The sequence below is a fragment of the Polynucleobacter sp. UB-Raua-W9 genome (assembly GCF_018687435.1).
GTDB lineage: Bacteria > Pseudomonadota > Gammaproteobacteria > Burkholderiales > Burkholderiaceae > Polynucleobacter.
Window position 1 is genome coordinate 905,708 of sequence record NZ_CP061290.1, and the last position, 15,214, is coordinate 920,921.

General features: G+C 45.0%; 19 protein-coding genes and 1 tRNA gene. 7 read left to right on the forward strand and 13 right to left on the reverse strand.

All coding sequences use genetic code 11. The annotated features are described in order from the left end of the window. Positions 1-8: 8 nt before the first annotated feature. The 4 genes from AOC07_RS04670 to AOC07_RS04685 form a co-directional block, all read right to left on the reverse strand. On the reverse strand, positions 9-1,166 hold the full coding sequence (locus AOC07_RS04670; protein ID WP_215358349.1) for an MFS transporter: 1,158 nt from the start codon (positions 1,164-1,166) through the stop codon (positions 9-11). 13 nt (positions 1,167-1,179) lie between these two features. Further along, positions 1,180-2,295, reverse strand: coding sequence for a chorismate synthase (gene aroC, locus AOC07_RS04675; protein ID WP_215358351.1), 1,116 nt, complete (start codon positions 2,293-2,295; stop codon positions 1,180-1,182). A gap of 53 nt (positions 2,296-2,348) precedes the next feature. Next, a complete protein-coding gene (locus AOC07_RS04680; RefSeq protein WP_215294206.1) occupies positions 2,349-2,804 on the reverse strand; it encodes a CBS domain-containing protein in 456 nt (151 codons plus the stop codon). 87 nt (positions 2,805-2,891) lie between these two features. Then, positions 2,892-3,740, reverse strand: coding sequence for a YhjD/YihY/BrkB family envelope integrity protein (locus tag AOC07_RS04685; RefSeq protein ID WP_215294207.1), 849 nt, complete (start codon positions 3,738-3,740; stop codon positions 2,892-2,894). A 22-nt stretch (positions 3,741-3,762) separates the two neighbouring features. On the opposite strand from AOC07_RS04685, the gene wrbA reads away from it, so the two are divergent. The 4 genes from wrbA (at position 3,763) to AOC07_RS04705 (ending at position 6,459) form a co-directional block, all read left to right on the forward strand. Continuing rightward, a complete protein-coding gene (gene wrbA / locus AOC07_RS04690) occupies positions 3,763-4,368 on the forward strand; it encodes an NAD(P)H:quinone oxidoreductase (RefSeq protein WP_215294208.1) in 606 nt (201 codons plus the stop codon). Positions 4,369-4,373: 5 nt separating this feature from the next. After that, positions 4,374-4,763, forward strand: coding sequence for a DUF2069 domain-containing protein (locus AOC07_RS04695; protein ID WP_215358353.1), 390 nt, complete (start codon positions 4,374-4,376; stop codon positions 4,761-4,763). Between the two features lie 2 nt (positions 4,764-4,765). Then, complete coding sequence (locus AOC07_RS04700; RefSeq protein WP_215358355.1) at positions 4,766-6,181, forward strand: FAD-binding oxidoreductase; 1,416 nt, start codon at positions 4,766-4,768, stop codon at positions 6,179-6,181. Positions 6,182-6,273: 92 nt separating this feature from the next. Next, complete coding sequence (locus AOC07_RS04705) at positions 6,274-6,459, forward strand: hypothetical protein (protein ID WP_215294211.1); 186 nt, start codon at positions 6,274-6,276, stop codon at positions 6,457-6,459. 49 nt (positions 6,460-6,508) lie between these two features. On the opposite strand, the gene AOC07_RS04710 is transcribed toward AOC07_RS04705, so the two are convergent. Beyond that, the gene (locus tag AOC07_RS04710; RefSeq protein WP_215358357.1) at positions 6,509-7,702 is read right to left on the reverse strand and encodes an MFS transporter; all 1,194 of its coding nucleotides are present in this window, start codon (positions 7,700-7,702) and stop codon (positions 6,509-6,511) included. A gap of 130 nt (positions 7,703-7,832) precedes the next feature. Between AOC07_RS04710 and AOC07_RS04715 the strand changes: the two genes are divergently transcribed. Continuing rightward, positions 7,833-8,138 (forward strand): serine/threonine protein kinase, encoded by a 306-nt coding sequence (locus tag AOC07_RS04715; RefSeq protein ID WP_215358359.1) that lies wholly within the window; start codon positions 7,833-7,835, stop codon positions 8,136-8,138. Between the two features lie 3 nt (positions 8,139-8,141). Next, a complete protein-coding gene (gene ppk2 / locus AOC07_RS04720) occupies positions 8,142-8,924 on the forward strand; it encodes a polyphosphate kinase 2 (protein ID WP_215358361.1) in 783 nt (260 codons plus the stop codon). Between the two features lie 30 nt (positions 8,925-8,954). Here the strand turns inward: ppk2 and AOC07_RS04725 are convergent, their stop codons facing one another. The 6 genes from AOC07_RS04725 to AOC07_RS04750 form a co-directional block, all read right to left on the reverse strand. Continuing rightward, positions 8,955-9,956 (reverse strand): sulfurtransferase, encoded by a 1,002-nt coding sequence (locus AOC07_RS04725; RefSeq protein WP_215358363.1) that lies wholly within the window; start codon positions 9,954-9,956, stop codon positions 8,955-8,957. 67 nt (positions 9,957-10,023) lie between these two features. Continuing rightward, positions 10,024-10,917: an alpha/beta fold hydrolase gene (locus AOC07_RS04730; protein WP_215358365.1), complete on the reverse strand. Its 894-nt coding sequence runs from the start codon at positions 10,915-10,917 to the stop codon at positions 10,024-10,026. 53 nt (positions 10,918-10,970) lie between these two features. Next, a complete protein-coding gene (locus AOC07_RS04735; protein WP_215358367.1) occupies positions 10,971-11,234 on the reverse strand; it encodes an EF-hand domain-containing protein in 264 nt (87 codons plus the stop codon). Between the two features lie 9 nt (positions 11,235-11,243). Beyond that, positions 11,244-11,927, reverse strand: coding sequence for a DUF3313 domain-containing protein (locus AOC07_RS04740; protein ID WP_215294218.1), 684 nt, complete (start codon positions 11,925-11,927; stop codon positions 11,244-11,246). Positions 11,928-11,996: 69 nt separating this feature from the next. Then, on the reverse strand, positions 11,997-12,398 hold the full coding sequence (locus AOC07_RS04745; RefSeq protein WP_215358369.1) for a hypothetical protein: 402 nt from the start codon (positions 12,396-12,398) through the stop codon (positions 11,997-11,999). Between the two features lie 80 nt (positions 12,399-12,478). Beyond that, positions 12,479-12,548, reverse strand: a tRNA-Arg gene (locus AOC07_RS04750). An 88-nt stretch (positions 12,549-12,636) separates the two neighbouring features. On the opposite strand from AOC07_RS04750, the gene AOC07_RS04755 reads away from it, so the two are divergent. Continuing rightward, positions 12,637-13,656, forward strand: coding sequence for a site-specific integrase (locus tag AOC07_RS04755; protein WP_215356831.1), 1,020 nt, complete (start codon positions 12,637-12,639; stop codon positions 13,654-13,656). Between the two features lie 141 nt (positions 13,657-13,797). Here the strand turns inward: AOC07_RS04755 and AOC07_RS04760 are convergent, their stop codons facing one another. Both AOC07_RS04760 and AOC07_RS04765 read right to left on the reverse strand, forming a co-directional pair. Then, positions 13,798-14,226: a hypothetical protein gene (locus AOC07_RS04760; protein WP_215356833.1), complete on the reverse strand. Its 429-nt coding sequence runs from the start codon at positions 14,224-14,226 to the stop codon at positions 13,798-13,800. Then, positions 14,223-15,128, reverse strand: a complete 906-nt coding sequence (locus AOC07_RS04765) for a 3'-5' exonuclease (RefSeq protein ID WP_215356834.1) — start codon at positions 15,126-15,128, stop codon at positions 14,223-14,225. The genes AOC07_RS04760 and AOC07_RS04765 overlap by 4 nt, the downstream gene beginning before the upstream one ends. Between the last annotated feature and the right edge of the window lie 86 nt (positions 15,129-15,214).

The window sequence follows — 15,214 nt, forward strand, 5'->3', positions numbered from 1 at the left end:
TAGTTACTTTAGTTGCTTGGCTTGCTGCGTGGCCTGAGTTTCTGAATTGCCATGCCTGCCAAGCCACAGGCAAAAGCAGACATCACAAACACATCACGCGGTTGGGATACTTCCCAAATCCAGCCCGCGCACAACCCGCCCAATGTTCCGCCTAGACCATAAGATACGGTGGCCATCAAGGCCTGCCCTCTAGCTTGCAAGGGCCCCGTAAACCAGCGTTGTAGTAATTTAGTGGCAGCACTGTGGTGGGCTGCAAAAGTACCGGCATGCATTATTTGCGCAAAAATAAGTACCGATGTGATGGGAAGAAATGCAATCAGAATAAAGCGCACTACCCCAATACCGAACGCTGCTTGAAGTACAACTTCAGCATCTAAACGACTGAGCACTTTACTTTGGAAGTAAAAGAAAATCACCTCAGCAAATACTCCTAAGGCCCAGAACAATCCAATTTGGAATTTATCGTAACCAAGATCAGCTAGATAAAGTGAATAAAAAACATAGAGTGCCGCATGTGCAAAAACCATAAAAAAGCCAGATAGCAAAAACCAGCGGACATCTGGATTAAAAAGTATTGTTAGTAATTCACCCTTCACCATTTTGCGACGTTCCACTTTGGGTTCATGCAACAGGAAAGTCACTAGGGCTAGGGCTAACAACACAATAGTGCCAACAATAGGATAAAGCTCTATCGACTTACGCTGAAAGAGTTCGCCAGCCGCCAGTACCATGAAGATGAAACCTAGAGATCCCCATAAGCGCAAACGTCCGTAGCGTTTGTCGAAAGAATTGTCTTTGAACAGAGCATGAACAGTAGCTGACTCTCCCAGCGGCATGAGGCTACTAAGGATGGTGTGAAGTACAAACATCCAGATGAAGAAGCTGACATAGCTATGCAGAAAGTAAATAGATAAAAAAACAATTGCCGCACAACAGGCGCAGACACGAATAATGCCAATGCGATTTGACAGAAAATCAGAGAGCCAACCCCATGAGAATGGACCAACAATACGGGTAATTTGGAGCATCGACATTAAGACGGAAATCTCGATGACGCTAAATCCTCGATCTAAAAAGAACAGGCTGGCATACGGGGAAACCAAACCAACATAAGCAAAATACAAAAAGAAAAAGGACCCGAAGGCCCAACGAAGTGAAGGCGTCATGTCAAAACAGTCATCAGTCTGTTTGCGATCCCGGCCGAGCTGCGGGAATAGGTTTGGTAATCACTTGAACGTCAGAACACTGAGCGCGATGACGTAATGCATGATCCATGATGACTAGGGCCAGCATTGCCTCAGCGATTGGCGTGGCACGAATACCAACGCAAGGATCATGGCGGCCTTTGGTCTGAACGGTGATCGGCTTGCCATCCAAGTCAATGGATTGCTTTGGACTCATGATGCTAGATGTGGGCTTAATTGCAATAGAAACCCGCAAATCTTGGCCACTACTAATGCCGCCCAAGGTGCCGCCAGCATTATTGCTAGCGAAGCCATCGGCATACATTTCATCTCCATGGGCACTCCCACGTTGGGCAACGGATTTAAAGCCTGCCCCAATTTCAACGCCCTTGACGGCATTGATACCCATCATGGCATGCGCAATATCTGCATCCAATTTATCAAAAAGAGGTTCACCTAAGCCAATCGGCACATTACGCGCGCGCACCTCAATGCGTGCTCCGCAGGAGTCCCCTGCTTTACGCAGTTCATCCATATAGGTTTCAAGCTGAGGAATGATCTCAGCATTGGCAGCGAAAAATGGATTCTGCTCAACTTGAGATAAATCTTTAAATGGAATTTCAACTTCGCCCAGTTGACTCATATAGCCATAGAATTCGGTGCCATATTGTTCATGCAACCATTTTTTGGCGATAGCTGCCGCCGCAACAACGGGTGCAGTTAAACGTGCAGAAGATCTGCCACCACCACGCGGATCACGAAAGCCATATTTATAGTGATAAGCATAGTCAGCATGACCAGGACGGAATGTTTGTAAGATGTCCCCGTAATCTTGGCTGCGTTGATCTGTATTACGTATCAAAAGCCCAATAGGCGCACCCGTTGTCTTGCCTTCGAAAACGCCAGACAGTATCTCTACCTTATCTTCTTCTTTGCGTTGGGTGACATGACGTGAGGTCCCTGGCTTACGACGATCAAGGTCTAACTGGAGATCAGCCTCCGATAAACTCATGCCCGGAGGGCAGCCATCAACTACTGCCCCAATAGCGGGACCGTGAGATTCACCAAAAGTGGTAACGGTAAAGAGGAGGCCTAATGTGTTTCCTGACATAGCTACATTATGTCATTTGTCAGGTATATCGACTCAAAACAAGCCCTTAAAGACTAGTTAGCAGCCTTTTCTGTGTCTTCTGGCCAGTCTCGAATGTATGCCTTCAGCATGGTGTTTTCAAAGTCTTGAGCTTCAACTACCGACCTGGCAACATCGTAAAAAGAGATGACGCCCATCAGCATTTTTTGGTCAACCACAGGTAAATAACGTGCGTGGTCAACTAACATCATGCGACGCACTTCATCTATTTCGGTTTCCATATTGCATGTCAAGGGCTTTTGATTCATGACATGGCGCACTTGAAGATCATCAATTTTTCCATGGTGTTTTGCTAAAGCGGCAATCACTTCGCGGAAAGTCAAAATACCCACAAGCTTGTCGTACTCCATCACTACCAAGGAGCCAATATCATGTTCGCTCATCACCAATACAGCAGTCTGCAGTGCAGTCTCGGGAGCCACAGTAAATAATGTGCTGCCCTTTACGCGCAATATGTCACGAACTTTCATCTGGTCTCCAAAAACAGTGCAATGTGTTTGCTGATAGCTTCAATATATCCCCAAGACCTCTTTCAATCAAGGTCTAGAGAACATCTTTTAGTAACGAATAACCCTAATGACCCCACTACGAATATCGGGTAAATTTGCCACTAATACTGCTCCAGCAAGCGTTATCCACCAAGTCATATAGATCCACAATAGTCCCAATGGGAAGATGGCGAAGGCTCCATAAACTGTCTTATAGAAGGCGGTATGACTTAGGAAAATAGCATAGCCAAACTTCATCACTTCAAAACTGAGGGCGGCGAACAATGCTCCTGAAAAAGCATCTGACCAGAGTATCTTGCTGTATGGCAAGGCTTTGTACACCACGGTATAAACAACAATTGCTAAAAAAATCGGAGCAATTGCAGCCATCAGGCGAAAACCAAATGAGATTGCCTTAATCCAACCTTCTGAGGCGCTAAATAATATTCCGCTCAAATAAATACCCAAGCCTAATAATACTGGCCCTAAAAAAGTAGCCGCAGCGTAGATGACGACCTTATTAAAAATGGGGCGGCGCTCTTGTACTTTAAAAATTTGATTAAATGCAGCTTCAATCACAGCCAAAGTCATGATGGTGGTAATAACCAAGCCAATCAAACCAACAAAAGTTAATCCCCGTGCCTTAGAGGAAAATTGGTCTAGGTAGATAAAGACCTGCTGGTTTAAGCCACCGGGCATATAGGTATCCAGCAACCAGGTTCTAAATGCATTTTTAATCTGAATGACGCTTGGAAGATAACCAATCAAGATGGTCGCAATGGTGAGCATTGGCACCAAAGATAAGGTGGTTGTAAATGCCAGACTAGCGGCAATTTGGTTTAGATTAAGGTCGCGATTGCGCTCCCAGAGCTGTTTACCCAGAGCAAGCCATAATTGGGGGTTACGAATAAGGCGCATCGCCGTATCATAAGAGAAGAATATGAGCCAACCCGAAATTTTAGTTTTGTACTACTCCCGTTATGGTGCAACCAAGGATTTAGCACGCCTGATAGCTGAGGGCATCGAAAGCGTTCCTGGAGTGAGCGCCCGACTGAGGACGGTTCCAGCAGTCTCTGCAGTTTGTGAAGCTATAGAAGCTCCCGTGCCAAATGAAGGCGCACCTTACGTTGAATATTCAGACCTAGAAGAATGTATTGGCTTGGCATTAGGCTCCCCCACACGATTTGGCAATATGGCCGCCCCCATGAAATATTTTTGGGATGGCAGCTCCTCCGAATGGCTTAACGGCGCTCTGATTGGCAAACCCGCTTGTGTCTTTACCAGCACAGGCAGCATGCATGGTGGGCAAGAAAGTACCTTACTCACCATGATGATTCCTCTTCTGCATCACGGCATGATGATTGTTGGTTTACCCTACAGTGAGCCTGATTTAATGTCTTCCAATACCGGAGGCAGTCCTTATGGAGTTACTCATCTAGCACACGCAGATGGTAGAGCCCCCATTAGCCCAGAAGAGCAGCGTTTAGCAAAGGCGCAAGGTAAGCGTTTGGCAGAAACCGCACTAAAACTCATGCAGAACAAATAACGCAGATGCTAAAGAAGCTCCTCGAAAAGAATCCCTACCAACTGCTGGCAACTGCAGCCTTTGTGGATTTATTTATTCTGTGTATTTGTTGGGAGTGGTTTATCTCTCCCCTTCGCCCTGGCGGTTCTTGGCTCATATTGAAAGGCGTTCCATTGCTCTTTGCTATTCCTGGCCTATGGAAAGGCAAGGTCTACACCATGCAATGGGCTTCCATGTTAATTCTGCTCTACATCACTGAAGGTTTGGTGCGTATTCTCGAAACGGGTACAAACTTTTGGATGGCTGTTTTAGAGACGGTCTTAGCCACAACCGGCTTTGTTTGTTTGCTGATTTACTTAAAACCGATTAAGCAAAAGGCAAAAAGTTTGGCCATGAAAAAAGCGCAGGCTGATTAAAAATGCAAAGCTTGTTAGATCAATTTGCTGCGGCATTGGGCAAGCAATATGTTCTTACTGATCAGCGGGATAAAGCGCCTTACCTCACCGATTGGCGTAAGCGTTACACCGGCAAGGCCCTAGCAGTTCTTTTGCCGAAAACGACCGATGAAGTCTCTCATATTGTGAAGCTGTGTGCTGCTAGCAATGTTGCGATTGTTCCTCAGGGTGGTCATACTGGGTTTTGTGGTGGCGCCACCCCCGACAGTAGCGGTCAGCAAATCATTCTCAACCTCAAGCGGATGAATCAAATTCGGGAGATTGATGTTGCCAACCAAACTATTACCCTTGAAGCAGGTTGTATCTTGCAAACTATTCAGGAAAGCGCTGCAGCGCAAGATTTTCTATTTCCCCTGAGTCTTGGTGCAGAAGGCAGCTGCATGATTGGCGGTAATTTAGCGACCAATGCTGGCGGCACAAATGTTCTACGCTATGGCAATACAAGAGATCTATGTCTCGGGCTTGAGGTTGTTACCGCTCAAGGTGAAATCTGGAATGGCATGAAGGGGTTGCGCAAGGATAATACTGGCTACGATTTGCGCGATCTTTTCATTGGCTCCGAAGGCACGCTAGGAATTATTACTGCTGCCGTCATGAAGCTCTATCCATTGCCGATCTCTCAATGGACAACTCTGGTTGCCACAAAGGATATTGCATCCACCATTGCCCTACTCAATCTCTTTCAGAAACGAGCCACCTCATTGCTCACCGGTTTCGAAATGATGACCCAAGAATCTCTAGCCTTAAATGAAAAGCACTTCCCGCAAATGGCTAACCCATTACCCGGTAACCCACCCTTGACTGTACTTATTGAACTTTCTGATCATGAGAGTGAGGAGCATGTACGAAAGCTCTTAGAAACAGTTCTAGAGGAAGCCTTTTCAGCGAACCTCATTTACGATGCCATCATCGCCAGTAATTTGAGTCAGGCAAACGTTTTTTGGCAGATGCGCGAGCACATTACTCTGGCGCAAGCTGAAGAAGGTGCCAACCTGAAACACGACATTACTATTCCCCTGTCATTATTAGATACCTTTATTCAGGAAACTGATGCACTCATGAGGGCAAGCTACCCCGGTGTACGGATCATCAATTTTGGCCATTTAGGCGATGGCAATCTTCACTACAACATCGCCCCACCCCCCGGCTCTGACCCTAACTCCTTTAATTTAGCTAATGAGAAAGCCATACATGAGCTGGTTTACGCCCAAGTTGAGCGTTGCCAGGGTTCAATATCGGCGGAACATGGGGTTGGACAGCTCAAACTGGATGATCTAAGGGCACATAAAGGCGCTGTGGCACACGACCTGATGAAGACCCTGAAAAGGGCTCTAGACCCGCAAAATATCCTGAATCCTCATAAAGTGGTCTCAATTTAGGGTCTATTACGCAAAATATTTGTTCATTATTCGACTATTTTTGTCATCTCTACTGAATTCTGGTGCGTTGTATGACCATGGAGGTGACAAATATGTCAACAAGACTCAAACGTTGGGCCCGCACTATTCAACAAATCGACTTGTCCAATCGGACGCCTGAAGTGGCTATCGGCTACTTGGATAGCAAGTATCGTGATATCGCATGGCGTTACATCCGCATCTTAGGCTTTGAACGCACTATCAGCTTCATGGCTAGCAACAATTTCCACCCAGAGTAAGGGTGAAGATTAAACCCTAAATACTTGAATTATTTAGGGTTTTTAGCTTTTATAGAGTTTCACTTGCCACTATTTTGGGTTTGAAGACCCAAGATACCAAAAGCAAAACCGCTAGACCAGAACATAGCCCTGAAAACAGGAATGCCGATGTCGGGCCGGTAGATTCATATAGCCAGCCAAATACCAGCGATGCTGGCAAAAGCATGATTCCCGAGCATAAGTTAAACCACCCAAAAGCAGTGCCCGTTAAGCCCTTGGGCGCCAAATCCGCTACTAGAGCTTTTTCTACACCCTCAGTGGCGGCTTTAAACAGGCCGTATAGGGCAAATATTCCAAAGAGCCATGCGATGGTGAGGTCTGAATAACTCATTGCGGTGTAAATCAGGGCGTAAGCTCCCCAAGCAATTGCAATAAAGTACTTGCGACTAAACCGATCTGATAAAGCCGATAATGGTGTCCCAAAGACCGTTGTAATCAAGGAAATGCAGGCCCACAAGAGGGGTATTTGTTCTTGAGGAACACCCAGCTCTCTTGCCCTTAGCAACAGAAACATGTCCGAAGAATTGCTTAGTGCAAACAACCCCACAGCAACTAGATAACGCTTAAATTCAACTGGCATCCCGTTTAGTGACCAGGTGAACCTCGTAGGTCCTGATGTGAGTTTTTCTCGTGGCGGGTCTTTAAGACAAAGCGCCAGACCAACGGTAATTGCCCCGGGTATAACAGCCCAAAGAAATATCTCTTTTAAAGGGACATTGATGGCTAGTAGATATGCAGCCAGTAAAGGACCTATTACTGCACCTGCGTTATCCATGGATCGATGCAGGCCATAAGTAATGCCACGATGGGATGCGGGCACACTTTCAGCCAATAAGGCATCACGCGGAGAGCTTCTTAAGCCTTTGCCGAGTCGGTCTGTAAAGCGAATCAGCAATACCCCGAGCCATGAACTAGCAAAGGCAATGAGTGGCCTACCCATACCTGCAAGCAAATAACCAAACACAATCCATACCTTGGTATTTTTAGTTCTATCAACGATGACGCCGGAAACAAGCTTGAATAAGCTGGATGTAGCTTCAGCAACGCCCTCAATAATGCCAATCGCCTTTGGTCCCGCCATTAAGACTGATGCTAAATAGAGTGGCATTAACGGATACAGCATCTCACTTGCTGAATCGTTTACGAGACTAATAAACCCGATTAACCAAACAGTTTTAGGGAGGGAAGAGAGAGTCTTGAACATGCTCTTTGAATGTAGCATTAATTTAAGTGTGGGCATAAAAAGGTTTAATTGTCATAATTGCTTGAATCTATGGCCAATAATCCGTACGATGGAGTATGAATTAGTCATTATTTAGAGCATAGGAAAAATCATGAGTCAGAAAAAATTAGTAAAACAGTTAATGAAAAAACTGGATAAGTTGGAATTAGATCGCGAGAAACTAATAGACAAGCTAGCCAAGGCTCTTGATAAGCTTGAGAAAAAAGAGGCAGCCGTCAAAAAACCTGCTGCTAAGAAGACTCCAGTCAAAAAGGCGCCCACAAAAAAAGTTGTTGCTAAGAAGGCTCCAGCCAAGAAGGTGCCTACAAAGAAAGTTGTTGCTAAGAAGGCTCCAGCCAAGAAGGCGGCAACTAAAAAAGTTGCTGCTACCCCACCCGCTTCCAGCAACCAAGCCTAATTAGTGGGCAAGGATTTAAAAGAAGGTAATCACGAGGCGGATTACGAAGCCCAGCTTCGCCTGCTACAAATTGAATTAGTAAAGCTACAGCGTCAGATCATTTCTGATGGCTTACGCTTGCTCGTCATTCTGGAGGGGCGTGATACTGCCGGTAAAGACGGCACTATTAAATGCATTACAGAAAATCTCAGCCCTCGTGATACCCATGTTGTAGCACTAAGCAAGCCCTCCTCTCGCGAGGAAGGTGAATGGTATTTTCAGAGATACGTTGCTGAACTACCGTCTGCTGGTGAGTTCACCATCTTCAATCGCAGTTGGTACAACCGTGCTGGCGTTGAAAAGGTAATGGGTTTTTGTACGGATACACAATACAAACAGTTCATGGGCTCAGTCAATCAATTTGAGGGCTTGCTGGTAGATTCAGGCATTCAGATCATGAAGTACTACCTAGATATTGATAAAAAAGAGCAGGCCGCGCGCTTGGAGAGTAGAAAAATAGATCCATTAAAGCAGTGGAAAATAAGCCCTATTGATGAACAGGCACAACACCATTGGGATGCCTATAGCGTTGCTCGCGATCTGATGTTGCTGCAGACTAGCTCTGAAAAAGCGCCATGGACCGTTGTCAATGCCAATAGCAAAAAGCATACCCACTTAAATCTTATTCGAGATCTTTTATCTAGAGTCAGTTACTCAAACAAAGATGAAAAGATTTTGACAGTTGATCCTGAGATTGTGATGCCCTGCCCGCCTCTGGGAAAAAACCCACCCAAGCTAGCGTCATAGAATTATGAAGCAGGGCCCACTCAATATTACCTAGTTGCTTTTAGCCTTAAGGGCCTCTTCTAACTGGTTGATTTTATTTTGCATCGCACTTAACTTAGCGTTTAAAGCCCCAACGTTAAGGAAGGTCTCATCAGCAACTGGCGCCTTCAAGTTATTACCCCACCCAAGCCATGCCGAGTCATAAACCTTTACTTTTTTGAAGCCCAGATTTTTTAAGACAACTGCAGTTTCTGCAGCGCGCACTCCGCTTTGACAATAAACGACGGTTTCTTTATCTGGATCCAAGTTGGCGTAAAGTTTTTTCAGATCAGCATCACTCTTCAGAGTCATGCCAGAGTTGTCTGCCACTTGCTTCTTGCCTAATTTAATTGCTGTAGCCGGATCCTGCCAGTTATCTTCAAAAGGAATATTGACTGAATTTGGAATATGGCCACCTCGAATAGCGCGGATATCTTTACCGGAATACTCATCAGGAGTCCTTACATCCAAAATCTGGACAGATTTAGACTGTGCGAGTTTAAGCATTTCCGCATTGGAAACTACTAGCTGGGATTGGGGCACGAGGGTTACAGAAACGGGGGCTGATGTTTGGCGCTCTTTTTGAATTGGTAAGCCTGCAGATTTCCAGCCATCAAAGCCATCGTGATATACCTGGGCTTGCTTACCGCCAAAATAATTGATGGTGTAAAGACCGAAATAAGCATACGGGTTACCACGTGCACCATAGACGATAAGGTCGCGATTGATATCTAGGCCGGCATCATTAAAGATCTTTTGGATTTTGTCGGTCGCAATATAGTCTTCTTTATTATGATCTCTCAGCGTATTTCCAGCGTCGCCAATATTAATTGCACCAGGGATATGTCCTTCTAAGAAACTTTTTTCATCTCGCACATCCCAAACAATAGCCCCGCGAGCAATCCCTTGCTGTACTTGCTCAGTATTGATAATGGCATCATTCTTTTGAGCGTATGCGGTAATGGAAATTAAGGCGGCAACTGTTAAAAGAGCTTTTTTGATAGATTGATTCATGTGAGATGCTTTCAACTAGATGGGAACAATAAGGAATGAGCTTAACACCAAGCAATTTGACAGAGCTTTATGCAAAAAAGGCTTTGGCTTCAGTAATGAGCTGCTCTGGGCATTCTTCCGGGATGTAATGACCGCAGGGAATGGACTTCCCCGTAACCACGTCAGCAACGACCCGCCAATCCTCGATAGGTTTAAAGCACTGATTCACTAGGCCGTGCTCGCCCCACAACACCCTTAATGGCATCTTGAGTTTTTTGCCGGCCGCCCTATCACTGCGATCATGAGCTAAATCAATGCTCGCAGCAGCTCGATAGTCTTCGCACATAGAGTGCATACTTTCCGGATTGCTTGCCCCAGCCAGGTACTCAGCCCAGCGCTCTGGAGTGAATATTTCTGTGCCAGCATGCCGGCCCATATGATTCTTGAGCCAAAACTCAGGATTAGCACCGATGAGAGTTTCGGGTATAGGTTCGCGCTGTATTAAGAAGAACCAATGCCAATACCCTTTGGCAAATTCCATTGTTGTGTTCTCGTACATCGTTAGGGTTGGAGAAATATCCAGCACCATCAAACGTAATACGCTTTCCGGAAAATCCATTGCTAATCGATGCGAGACTCTGCCACCACGATCATGTCCCAATAAGAAAAACTGCTCATGTCCTAAAGCCTTCATCAATGCATGTTGATCCGCTGCCATTGATCGTTTTGAATAAGTAGAGTGATCAGCCTTACCGTGTGGTTTAGACGATTGGCCATAGCCACGAAGATCAGAAACCACAACTGTAAATCTATCGGCCAATGCTGGAGCAACTATCTCCCAAATCGCCTTGGTTTGTGGAAAGCCATGAAGCAGAAGAATGGGCGGGCCATTACCGCCAACTTGGCAGGCAATTTCTATAGGACCATCTTCAGATGGAACGGTGATGTTCTTTTGTTCAAAACCTGGAAATACTACAGACATAGGAGGCCCAATAAAAAGCCTCCTTAGAGACTCTGTATATAAATAAATCGAAATTAATTATCAGCAATAGCCTGAATTTCTGCAACAGTTACATAGCCATTGCCATCAGAATCAATGTAACTGAAGTGATCATAAATACGCGGCATACAGTCTTTAGCTTCTTCTCGGGTGAGCTTGCCATCGTGATTGGTATCGCACTTTGCAAAGCGCTCTGATATCTCTCGATTTTTGGAAGCATTATCTGCTATTGCGCTAAGTGGTAGGGTAAGGAAAGCGCAAGTAGCAAATAAAGAGATCTGTTTTAGGCATATCCTCATTCTGATCTCTTATTTAGTGGTTGGGCTAGGGTTTGCAGAAGCTTCCATCGCCACTTTAACCACGGCTTTAGCCATCGCAATAAATGAATCTACTGATCCACCAGCAGTCCTAAAGGACTCTCCTTGGATGGTGACTAAGCCCTCACCCAACAACTTGTTAGACTGACTATCGGTAATTTTGCTTTCCACTAGAAGTGCTGGTGTTTTGGCATTGACACCACCAGCATATGCTGCAGCATTCAGGGCTAGACCAATGGGTGTGAAATTCCAAGGCTGCAAACTATCAGCCGAACTTTCTGCACCAGTAATGCCAACGGATAAGCGGGCTACACCAGGGCCGGGCATAGTAACGATCTTTATATTGCCACGAGTATTCACGGCCTCAATCATGGAAGCTTGTAATGCTGTTTTGGCCTTAGCAATAGATTCAGCACTGACATCTTTTGTTGCCCCTTGATTCAGATAAATAGGATCTAAGATAACAGCGGTATAGGAGTCTGGATTAACGCCGGAGATTCTATACCTCCAAATGCGAGCATCAGGAACGCTAGTGGCCATTGGCACCAAGATTGAATAGTCAGGCAAATAGCCGGATTTAGGCATTGATTCAGTAGCAAGTTTTGGAGCATTACTGCAGGCGGCTAGTAAAACAACCACTGAGATGGATGCAGCAAAAATATGTAGATTCTTCATTGAATTCCTATAGGGGTGCCACAAATCGATTAGAGACAGATGATGCAAAGGCATCATCACTAAGAATACTCAATCCAATGGCGGACATGGCAACATGCCACCAGTCTTTTTATGAATCGTAGGTTTGCAGTCAGACTGGGCTGCTGGGGAAGTCTGAGATGCTGATACAGGGCTTGCAGATGCTGGCATACCCGCTCCAGCGTTGATAAGTGGAGAATTTGAAGATACGGGGCTTTGCGCTGGATTTGAGGCAACTGTTGGCTTAGCTTGTCTTGGTGTCTCAAGGCCTGCTGCAACGTAGAAAGATCTATCTGAACCTGGACAAGGCATTAAGGCGCCGGTCTTAGCGTTATAGACATCCTTGCATTGAGGATTGGCTTCGAGTCGTGATTCTAGTTTCGCAGTGCTACAGGCAGATAAAGCAAGGCTAGCAACAATAGTGAAATTTAATAAATAGATCGTTCTTCTCATCAGACCATTCTAAGCCAAAGCAAATCAGAGACAAATATCAATCATTTTTTAATTCAAGCGGGGAAATAGAGGGGAAATATTGGCCTGCCCAGCACGATTCGAACGTGCGACCTACGCCTTAGAAGGGCGTTCTCTTGCCGGCTAGCCTATGCGGTAAGACGAGTAAATACAAGTACTTAGGGCTGTTATGCAATTTCTCAATCCTGATTTGGTCAGGATTTGGTCAGGAAAATTGCAAATGGCATCCATTCAAAAACGTGGCTCGACGTATCGAGTACGAATTACCCGCGAAGGGGAAAGCACCCTTAGCTCATCACATAACAGCCGAGTAGCTGCCTTACAGTGGGCTAAGGAGATAAAGGCTAAGCTGGCATTAGGCCTTATTGAGGAAACACATAACCCCAAGCCAAGTCTAAAAACCTTTGAGCAGGCAGCGCTTTGCTACCGAGACACGCATTCCATTCACAAAAAGATTGTGCGCTCTGAAACCTATCGGCTACATATCCTGATTAAACGCTGGGGGACATTACGAGTGGAGCAAGTTGATAAGGCCGCAGTGCTAGCACTTAGAGACGACTTGCTAAAACTCAGAAGATCCGGTGACACTGTAAATCACTACTTCAATACGATCTCTAAACTCTTTCAGATGCTTGTTGATGAATGGGGTCTTGAGGTAAATAACCCAATCAAGGGCATCAAGCGCATGCCACCATCAAAAGGCAGATATAAGAGGCTTTTGGAGCCAGCAGAGACGGCACTCCTTGAGGCCTGCAGCGCCCTCTCCTATCAGAATCTGATCTCGATCATTACCATCGCCATTGAGACTGGAATGCGCCGCTCAGAGATTATGGGCATGACTTGGCAAGATGTGGACTTGCCCAATCGCAAGGTCTACCTGCACTACACCAAGAATGGGCAGAGTCGGCAGGTTCCACTGACCAGAAAGGCCATGGATATATTCCAAGCAATTACTCAGGATGGGTCCGAGAAGATTTTTTCGATGAGCTTAGAGCAACTCCGAGGTCAGTTTGAGAGGGCAAAAAAGTACGCAGAGGCCCAATGGATAGACAAGAGTAATAATCCATTTATTGACCTGAGATTTCATGATCTAAGACACGAAGCATTGAGTAGACTATCGGACGCCGGACTAAATGTGATCGAACTATCATGCATCAGTGGTCACAAAACATTAGGCATGCTACAGCGTTATACCCACCCATCACACCAAGCAATATTTATGAAACTAGATCGAGATTAGGTTCAATTACTAGCCATCATTAAGGGGATATTTTTAGCTCAATAGGCACCCCCGGGGCTTCTTTTGTAACCAACCCCGACTTTTCAGGTACCCCACCCCATCGATCCAGAGGCTCCAACAGCAAGCAAGCTCCGATATTTTCTATGAAAGCAAAGTCTTTACTTTGTCATCAGTATTAAACTGTGTGCCGCATTTTTCACAAGATTTAGGGCTATTTCGCCAAATTGGGCCATGATCTCCGTGACCGCATTTTTTACAACTTATCTTCCAGCCATTAGAGACGCTTTTAATTTTGTATTTTGCAAAAATTAAAAGATTAGCAAGCAAGGGTACTTGTTGAATATGTTCATAGGAACCCCAAGGAGAGCTAATTTGTCCACCATTCTTATTTTGATTAATCCAATAATTTCTCGTTAATTTACTTGTGTCATCAGATTCCTGAGCAAGTATGTTGGTTGAATAAACGATTGTGTATTCGTTATTTACGTCAACAAGCTCAATTTCCAAGTCTTTATTGCTTAGATATTGTTCAACTTGCTGTCTAATTAAATCGGAGCTATCAACACTCATGTATTAATTCCACATATTCTAATAAAGTCATTCTCAGTTAATATTTCAATACTAACCCCATCCGCTATGAGCTCTTCAGCTTTGCGTTGCTTAGTGCTTTTATCGTGGCCAGCCAAAGTTGATAGATCCTGTATCCCAACAACCAAGTAATCAGTCTTCTTGGTCACGCTTGAACCAATCTTAAATCCAAACTGACTGGCATGTGTTGCTGCACCGTCCCGTGTCATAGTCTCCAATGCGCCAGTAAACACAATGGTTTTGCCATAAAAAACACCCTCTTCTTTCGGAAGATAGTCTGAAACCTTAAAACCATGGTGGAATGGGTCTGGATTTTCTATCTGAAACTGAATACCTTGTATTAAAACTTCTTTTGCCATTAAACAGTCAGCTAGAGCACGATGTGCGCCGTCAATAGAGAGGTTAAGATGCTCTGCCACGGTAGCTAACTTATGATTCTGTAATTCTGGGAAGGCTCTTCTGGCTAGGGAAAGTATGTCCTTGAGTGGTCGATGAGCTTCAGTGTGGTTATTTAGAAATTTACTATCAAAACCAGCGTTATAGGCCCATATTTGCAAATCTCCCGCAAAGTGAAAAAATGCATCAACTGCATCTGGATTGCTTGGGGCCCCCTCAAGCATTTCATCGGTTATTCCAGTAAGCTCAGTTATAAAGGGATCAAGTCTAATTGGCTCAAGCTCCTCATCATTCTCAATATCATTTCCTTCATCATCCTGATCGTATGAAAAAGCATACGTATCATCAGGCTTAGAAAATGTTTGAAATTGGTCAAGCACTTTACCCGCATCCAGATCTAGCTTGATCGCACCGATCTCAATAATTTGATCCCGCCCGGAATTAAGCCCGGTAGTTTCCAGATCAACAATAATTACGTGGTTTGCCATGAAACTATTTTATATCCCTATGACTCAGCATAAGTACTAACGATCATTAATAATCTTTAGGTTATGTAGCGGGGGATTTTGCATTG

Coding starts and splice junctions, on each gene's coding strand:
- AOC07_RS04745 (WP_215358369.1), bottom strand. CDS start 12,398: ATGAGAAGAACGATCTATTTATTAAATTTCACTATTGTTGCTAGCCTT.
- AOC07_RS04695 (WP_215358353.1), top strand. CDS start 4,374: ATGCTAAAGAAGCTCCTCGAAAAGAATCCCTACCAACTGCTGGCAACT.
- AOC07_RS04685 (WP_215294207.1), bottom strand. CDS start 3,740: ATGCGCCTTATTCGTAACCCCCAATTATGGCTTGCTCTGGGTAAACAG.
- aroC (WP_215358351.1), bottom strand. CDS start 2,295: ATGTCAGGAAACACATTAGGCCTCCTCTTTACCGTTACCACTTTTGGT.
- AOC07_RS04715 (WP_215358359.1), top strand. CDS start 7,833: ATGAGTCAGAAAAAATTAGTAAAACAGTTAATGAAAAAACTGGATAAG.
- AOC07_RS04740 (WP_215294218.1), bottom strand. CDS start 11,927: ATGAAGAATCTACATATTTTTGCTGCATCCATCTCAGTGGTTGTTTTA.
- AOC07_RS04735 (WP_215358367.1), bottom strand. CDS start 11,234: ATGAGGATATGCCTAAAACAGATCTCTTTATTTGCTACTTGCGCTTTC.
- AOC07_RS04700 (WP_215358355.1), top strand. CDS start 4,766: ATGCAAAGCTTGTTAGATCAATTTGCTGCGGCATTGGGCAAGCAATAT.
- AOC07_RS04765 (WP_215356834.1), bottom strand. CDS start 15,128: ATGGCAAACCACGTAATTATTGTTGATCTGGAAACTACCGGGCTTAAT.
- AOC07_RS04705 (WP_215294211.1), top strand. CDS start 6,274: ATGTCAACAAGACTCAAACGTTGGGCCCGCACTATTCAACAAATCGAC.
- AOC07_RS04755 (WP_215356831.1), top strand. CDS start 12,637: ATGGCATCCATTCAAAAACGTGGCTCGACGTATCGAGTACGAATTACC.
- AOC07_RS04710 (WP_215358357.1), bottom strand. CDS start 7,702: ATGTTCAAGACTCTCTCTTCCCTCCCTAAAACTGTTTGGTTAATCGGG.
- AOC07_RS04725 (WP_215358363.1), bottom strand. CDS start 9,956: ATGAATCAATCTATCAAAAAAGCTCTTTTAACAGTTGCCGCCTTAATT.
- AOC07_RS04760 (WP_215356833.1), bottom strand. CDS start 14,226: ATGAGTGTTGATAGCTCCGATTTAATTAGACAGCAAGTTGAACAATAT.
- wrbA (WP_215294208.1), top strand. CDS start 3,763: ATGAGCCAACCCGAAATTTTAGTTTTGTACTACTCCCGTTATGGTGCA.
- AOC07_RS04680 (WP_215294206.1), bottom strand. CDS start 2,804: ATGAAAGTTCGTGACATATTGCGCGTAAAGGGCAGCACATTATTTACT.
- AOC07_RS04670 (WP_215358349.1), bottom strand. CDS start 1,166: ATGACGCCTTCACTTCGTTGGGCCTTCGGGTCCTTTTTCTTTTTGTAT.
- AOC07_RS04730 (WP_215358365.1), bottom strand. CDS start 10,917: ATGTCTGTAGTATTTCCAGGTTTTGAACAAAAGAACATCACCGTTCCA.